This is a genomic window from Pseudomonas sp. 05T35, from assembly GCF_056396605.1.
Genome location: NZ_JBFTLU010000245.1, coordinates 1 through 6,533, shown reverse-complemented (window position 1 = coordinate 6,533; position 6,533 = coordinate 1). Strand labels below are relative to the sequence as shown.

Genomic DNA, 6,533 nt, shown 5'->3' with positions numbered 1-6,533 from the left:
CCTTCACCCATGGCGGTGAACGCCGAGGTGATTTCAAACGTCCGGGTGTTGATCAGGCTGAAGTCCGCCACCAGGTTCAGGCCGAGAATCGCCGAGTAGCTGTCGGTGTTGGCCAGCGAGGTGATGTCGCGGGTGAAGTCGATATCCGACAGGGTGCCGAACAACACATAGTCGGCGCCCTTGTAGTTACCGGCCTTGATCCGCTTGATCACGTCGTAGACGTCTTCCTTGGACTTGGCCGTGTACGGCGTGCCTTGCACCAGCTGGAACATCCCGGACTTGAGAATCTCGCCCTTGATGTCGCCGGTGAACTTGCGAAGCTCGCCTTGCTCGATATAGCTGCTGCTGGCCTCGACCTCGTTGTAGCTCGACGAGCCGCTGGCGTGGTACATGCCCGCCTGCATGTTGCTCTGTGCGGAGACAATGTGGATGTACTGCTCCACCCGCTCTTGGTAGGCGAGGTCGGTGACCGCGATTTTCGGGGCCGCCTGCGCGCCAAACGCGCAGGCCAGGGCCATGATGCCAATCCATGCACGCATTGCTTAACGCTCCGTGGTTTTGCGGATCTCTTTCTCGTCCATCCACTCGGCCAGGCCACTTTCAACGTCGATCAGTTGCAGGCTGAACTTGTAGAAAACGTCCTTGTAATCGCTGCTGCGCTTGACGATCGAGCTGATCGACCCTTCAAGACGGTATTTGGCGGCGATCATGTTGCCGGTCTTGGCCACGGTGCCTTTCTTGTACAGGCCGCTCTGGTTTTGCAGCTTGAGCTGGTCGACCTGGCTCTGCATCGCGGTGTTGTCGCTGGCAAAACGGGCGGTGCCGGTCTTCATCAGCTGAGTCTTGATGCTGGTGGTGATTTCGCGGGTATCGATGTATTCGCTGGTCTTGTTCTTCACGTCGTAGACCTGCACGACCGGGCGGCCCTGCAAGATGCCGGACTGGGCCAGGGAACGGGTCATGGACTCGGCGATCATCTGCAAGTCAGTGGAACCGAACTCGTTGGTCACCAGCTCAACAGCTTTGCTGTCGCCGTAACCGATGTTTTTCCCGCCCAGGACCGGCGAGTTATTGGCGCAACCGCTGGCCAGGAGGGCAACCACGGCGAGGAACGAAAAGCGTGCAAACATGGGAATGTCTCTCTGTCACGAAATAGGGAAAGGCTTAAGGGGTTTTGACTTCAAGGCGGAAGTCAGTGGCCTTGGGCACAGGCGCAATGGCTGGCAGGAACGTGGCCTGCGCGGCATACAGGTTCAGGGTTTTCCAGCTTTCTTCATCGGCCACCGGGAAGCCGTCGTCGCCCAGCCAGACGAAGCGGTAGTACATCGTCATGTTGGTGTGGCTGGTGTTGTTCAGCGCGACCTTGACGGTCAGGAAACCGTTTTCACGGGCGACCCGCATCGCGCCAATGGCGATGTTGTTGAACTTGTTCATCACGACGACTTTGCTCGCGGCACTGCCAGGCGCAGGTGGCGGCGGGGTGGTGCAACCGGCCAGCAGAGCCAGGGCGGCGACAGCAATCAGTTTGAAACGCATGGAGAAGCTCCGCTTAAGGTTGTTTGACGCTGGCCACGACTTGCGGGGTGGCGCTTGGGATCACGTGGGCGGCGACGCCACTGGCGAACACCTGATTGCCCACCGTACGCAGGCTGATCACCTGGTAGCGCTGATCGACCTTGACCGTGATTCGCGAACCGCCCAGAGCATTCGGCAGGCTCAGTTGGTGCTCGCCTTTGGCCAGGCGCAGGCGCACCACCTGGGTGTTGTCGGGCAGGGTGCGCCAGGTGCGGGTATCCGCCCCTTCCATCACCGCCGAGGAAATGCCTACGGCCAGGCCGGCCAGTGGGTTGGTCTCGTTGATCTTCTTTTGCGCCACGGCGCGAGTCACGGCGCGGACGGTGGTGCGCAGGATGATCCCGGGCATATCGTCACGCAGTGCGCGGCGGGACATGGCGGTGGTGCTGTTGAGCTGGGTCAGGTTCTGTTGCTGGCCGTCGACACCGATCTGCGCGTACGTCACGGTCGAGGTGTCGGGCTTGATCACCGGGAATGACAGCGGGGTGATCACCACGTTGTTGCTGATCGGCAGTGGCAACGGAATGCGGATCGAGTCACGGCTCGGCGCCAGGCCGCTTTGCACGACGATCAGGATGTCACTCTCATCGTTCTTGCCGGCCGGCTTGTCCAGGTTCAGCAGCGCTTGTTCGAGCAACGGCGTGTTGGGGCGCAGTTCGGCGGCTTTGCGATAACCCGGCGCGGCCAGGTCTTTTTCACCCAGGGCTTCGTAGACGAAACCCGCCAGGTAATGGCTGAACGCGCTCTGATAGCTGTTCTTCAGGCCAACCACTTCAGGTGCGTCGAGACTCGCCACCGGGTAACCCTGCAGGTCCTTGTACTGAGTCTTGACGCCTTGCTTCTCGGCCTCGTCCTCGCGCTTGAGGTATTCCTTGTCGCGCAGTTCGGCGATCACCGCTTCACGTTCGTGGGTCTTCTTGATTTCAGTGCGGGCACCGTCGAAATCGTTCACGGCCAGCAGGTTCAAGGCCATTTGCGTGGTCAGCATGACTTTTTCGTAGTCATACCCTTCGTAGCGGCGGACCTTGTCATTGACCAGAAAGCTGCCGAACTGGGTCAGGTATTTGTCGGTGTCGAGCTTGACCGACTCTTCCCAGGTACCGACGACCTGGTCCGCGCTTCTCCACGCGGCCTGGCTGCCAGTCAGGTCGCCCTTGGCGCGCAGCAGTTCACCTTTCTCGAAGTAATAGAGCAGGTCCTTGTTTTCACCTGTGTTGTTCTTTTCCAGCAGGGTCAGTGCGGCGTCGACGTTACCGCTGGCCAACTGCTGGTTGGTTTGCTGCAGTTCCGTATCGTAGCTGCGAAAGGCCGAACAACCGGCAAGCAAAGTGACTGCGCTGAGCGCGATCGAGGTGAGGGCGCGGGATGCCATGGGTACTTCTTCCCTGAGTTTAAAAACAGCCGAGCGTGCTGGTCGGGCTGGGTGAACCAATCGACAGGGAAGATGGCTTTCCATGCCAATTCCTCATAACAAGAGGAGCTTAAATACCCGATCGCAATAACGAGGGCGCGGCATTATAAGCGTGGATACTGGCTATGTAATGGCTTTTTAATTTCATTTTTTTCTATGGGTGCCACCATTCGGGAGTGTCCGAATACTCAAACTGTGGACGACAAAGCTTGAGTGGGAAGCATTGAGAGTGAACAATGTGTTACTTCGTATTATCAATTGAGATTCATTCATGACTGCCCCGTCCCGTTTCCTGGCCTGGCTGGTATTCCCTTTGTTTGCCCTGTGCAGTTTCAATCTGCTGGCCGACACGGTGGAAGGTGCGCCACAGGCACTGCATTTACTCGATTACATTGGTGCCGATTATCCGGCTACCGTGGAGGCGGGGCAGGTCATCGATGATGGCGAATACCGCGAACAGCTGGAGTTTCTCGGCGTCTTGCAGGGGTTGATTGCCGCGCTACCGGCCAAACCCGAGCGCGCCGAGCTTGAGCAGGGTGTGAGCCATTTGCGCAACGCGGTGACCCAGCGTCAGGACGGTACGGAGGTGGCCCGTCTGGCGCGGCAACTGGGCGCGAAACTGGCGGTGGCCTATGAAGTCAGCCAGGCACCGATCATTACCCCGGACCCCACGCGGGGTGCCCCGTTGTACGCGCAGCACTGCTCGGTGTGCCATGGCAACGCCGGTGCCGGTGATGGTCCTGCAGGTGTTGGCCTGACGCCGCCACCGGCCAATCTGCGTGATGCCACGCGGCTCGACCGCTTGAGCCTGTACGCGATCTACAGCACGTTGGGGCAGGGCATCGAAGGCACGGACATGCCAGCCTTCGCCGATCAACTCGACGAGCGTCAGCGCTGGGATCTGGCGACCTACATCGCCGCGTTCAGCGCCGATCCGGCTGCGGCTAAAAGTGAAAAGAATTTCAACCTCGCCGACTTGGCCCGACAGACCCCGGCGGAAGTCCTGGCGGCCGAAGGCCCGGAGGCAGCCGCTACGTTCCGCGCCCAGCGCGCCCAACCGCCGCAGGTCAAGCGCGGCCCGGCGCAGTTGCTCGATTACACCGCAGCGACCCTCGACAAGAGCCTGGCCGCGTACCGTGCCGGCGAGCGTGAGCAGGCTTATGACCTCTCGGTAGCGGCGTATCTGGAGGGCTTCGAACTGGTCGAAAGCTCGCTGGACAACGTCAACACCGTGGTGCGTAAAGACACGGAAAAATCCCTGATGGCTTACCGTCAGTCGTTGCAGGACGGGCTGGCTATCGAGCAAGTCGAGCAACGGCTGGCGTTTGCCAAAACAAAGTTGAAGGAGTCCGCGGACCTGCTGGGCAGCGATGGCCTGAGCTGGTCGCTGAGCTATGTCTCCGGCCTGCTGATTCTGTTGCGCGAAGGACTGGAAGCGATTCTGGTCCTGGCTGCAGTGCTGGCGTTCTTGCGCAACACCGGTCAGCAGTCGGTAATTCGCAGCGTCAACATCGGTTGGGGATTGGCGCTGGTGGCGGGTCTGGCGACCTGGGCGCTGGCGGCGTATGTGATCGATGTCAGCGGTGCCCAGCGCGAACTGCTGGAAGGCTGCACCGCATTGTTTGCCAGCGTGATGGTGCTCTGGCTCGGGGTGTGGATGCACGACCGTCGCCACGCGGCGGCCTGGCAGGATTACATCAAGAGCAGCTTGGTCAGCGGCGGTGGGCGTTTCGGGTTTGCCGCGCTGGCGTTTTTCTCGRTCTACCGCGAGCTGTTCGAAGTGGTGCTGTTTTACGAAACCCTGTGGCTGCAAGCCGGCCCGGCCGGGCATAACGCGGTATTGGCAGGTGGCGCTACGGCGCTGGTGCTGTTGATCGGTCTGGCCTGGGTGATCCTGCGCGGCTCGGCGAAACTGCCGCTGGCGCTGTTCTTCGGGATCAATGCCGGTTTGCTCTGCGCGCTGTCGGTGGTGTTCGCCGGGCATGGCGTCAAGGCCTTGCAGGAGGCTGGGATCTTCGGCACTCGGCCGGTGCCATTCTTTGACTTCGATTGGCTGGGGATTCACGCGGACGCCTATTCGCTGGGTGCGCAGGCAGTGGCGATTCTGGCGATTGTGGTGCTGTACAGTCGTAGTCGCATGGCGGAGAAGCAGCGGGTGCAGGCTTCTTAGCAGCATTCGCTGCGCTCACAATCGCGAGCAGGCTCGCTCCCACAGGATTGCGTATGACCTGTGGGAGCGAGCCTGCTCCGGGCGGCGATCCGACAATGCTTTTGGGAAGAGGTAAACGCAATGCGTGTCTGGATCGATGCCGACGCCTGCCCTCGGGCAGCCAAGGACCTGGTGGTGAAGTTCGCCCTCAAGCGCCAATTCGAGGTGGTGATGGTGGCCGGGCAGCCGCAGATCAAGCCGGGCCTGGCCCTGGTGAAGCTGATCGTGGTGCCGAGCGGCCCGGATGCGGCCGACGATTACCTGGTGGAGCACGCAGTACCGGGTGAACTGGTGATCTGCAGCGATGTGCCGCTGGCCGACCGCTTGGTGAAGAAAGGCGTCGCGGCGCTGGACCCGCGGGGCAAGGAGTTCGATGCGCAGAACATGGGCGATCGGCTGGCAGTGCGTAACCTGTTCACCGACCTGCGTGATCAGGGTCAGATGGGTGGTGGTCCCGCGCCGTTTGGTGATCGCCAAAAGCAGGCGTTCGCCAATGCACTGGACCGGATCATCACCCGGCTGGTCCGTTCACAGACTTGAACACGACGCTGATCACTGTGGGAGCGAGCCTGCTCGCGATGGGGTCAGCACATTCAATATTTATATCGACGGATAGACCGCTATCGCGAGCAGGCTCGCTCCCACAATTGGCCCGTGTCAGGCGTCGTTTTCGTGAGTCAGCTCTAGTACCCGATCAACCAGCTTGTTGATCCCTGAAGCCGCTTCGCTGATTGATTGCGCCAGCATATAGGCCGGAGTGCTGACCAGTTTGCGTGCCTTGTCTTCGATGATCTCGCCGACGGCGCAATCGACATGGGTCGCGCCCATACGGGTCATGGCGGCGGCGGTGTCGGCGTCGTTGCCGATGGTGCAGGTCACACCCGGGCCGTAGATTTTCGCCGCCAATGCCGGCGAGATGCAGATCAGGCCAACCGGTTTGCCGGCTTCGGCAAAGGCTTCGGCCAGCGCCAGGACATCTGGCTGAATGTTGCAACCGGCACCTYCGATGGCGAAGTTGGACAGGTTTTTCGCCGCGCCAAAACCGCCGGGCACGATCAGCGCATCGAAGTCTTCGGCATTGGCTTCACGCAGGTCTTTCACGTGTCCGCGGGCGATGCGCGCCGACTCCACCAGCACGTTGCGCGACTCGGGCATTTCTTTGCCCGTCAGGTGGTTGATCACATGCAATTGCGCGATATCAGGGGCAAAACATTGCACCTGCGCACCGCGTTGGTCGAGGCGCAGCAGGGTAATCACGCTTTCATGGATCTCGGCGCCGTCATACACGCCACAGCCGGAAAGTATCACTGCAACTTTTTTGCTCATGGGTTCTTCTCC

Annotated in this window: 7 protein-coding genes; 2 read left to right on the top strand and 5 right to left on the bottom strand. The window is 60.6% G+C overall.

Annotation, left to right across the window (positions count from 1 at the left end):
* From AC1DH9_RS18480 to AC1DH9_RS18465, 4 genes are all read right to left on the bottom strand, one after another.
* The coding region (locus tag AC1DH9_RS18480; RefSeq protein ID WP_477808549.1) for a penicillin-binding protein activator LpoB at positions 1–539 on the bottom strand (539 nt) is incomplete at its 3' end.
* A 3-nt stretch (positions 540–542) separates the two neighbouring features.
* Positions 543–1,130, bottom strand: coding sequence for a penicillin-binding protein activator LpoB (gene lpoB, locus AC1DH9_RS18475; RefSeq protein WP_427538797.1), 588 nt, complete (start codon positions 1,128–1,130; stop codon positions 543–545).
* A gap of 34 nt (positions 1,131–1,164) precedes the next feature.
* Positions 1,165–1,536: a YcfL family putative periplasmic lipoprotein gene (locus AC1DH9_RS18470; protein WP_427538794.1), complete on the bottom strand. Its 372-nt coding sequence runs from the start codon at positions 1,534–1,536 to the stop codon at positions 1,165–1,167.
* Positions 1,537–1,549: 13 nt separating this feature from the next.
* A complete protein-coding gene (locus AC1DH9_RS18465; RefSeq protein ID WP_427529707.1) occupies positions 1,550–2,947 on the bottom strand; it encodes a COG3014 family protein in 1,398 nt (465 codons plus the stop codon).
* A 310-nt stretch (positions 2,948–3,257) separates the two neighbouring features.
* Here AC1DH9_RS18465 and AC1DH9_RS18460 point away from each other — a divergent pair, with 310 nt between their 5' ends.
* A complete protein-coding gene (locus AC1DH9_RS18460) occupies positions 3,258–5,156 on the top strand; it encodes an FTR1 family protein (RefSeq protein WP_477808548.1) in 1,899 nt (632 codons plus the stop codon).
* Between the two features lie 120 nt (positions 5,157–5,276).
* Complete coding sequence (locus tag AC1DH9_RS18455) at positions 5,277–5,735, top strand: YaiI/YqxD family protein (RefSeq protein ID WP_427538788.1); 459 nt, start codon at positions 5,277–5,279, stop codon at positions 5,733–5,735.
* 117 nt (positions 5,736–5,852) lie between these two features.
* Here the strand turns inward: AC1DH9_RS18455 and elbB are convergent, their stop codons facing one another.
* Positions 5,853–6,521 carry an isoprenoid biosynthesis glyoxalase ElbB gene (elbB, locus tag AC1DH9_RS18450; RefSeq protein ID WP_477808550.1) on the bottom strand — a complete coding sequence of 223 codons (669 nt, stop codon included), beginning with the start codon at positions 6,519–6,521 and terminating at the stop codon, positions 5,853–5,855.
* Positions 6,522–6,533 lie beyond the last annotated feature (12 nt).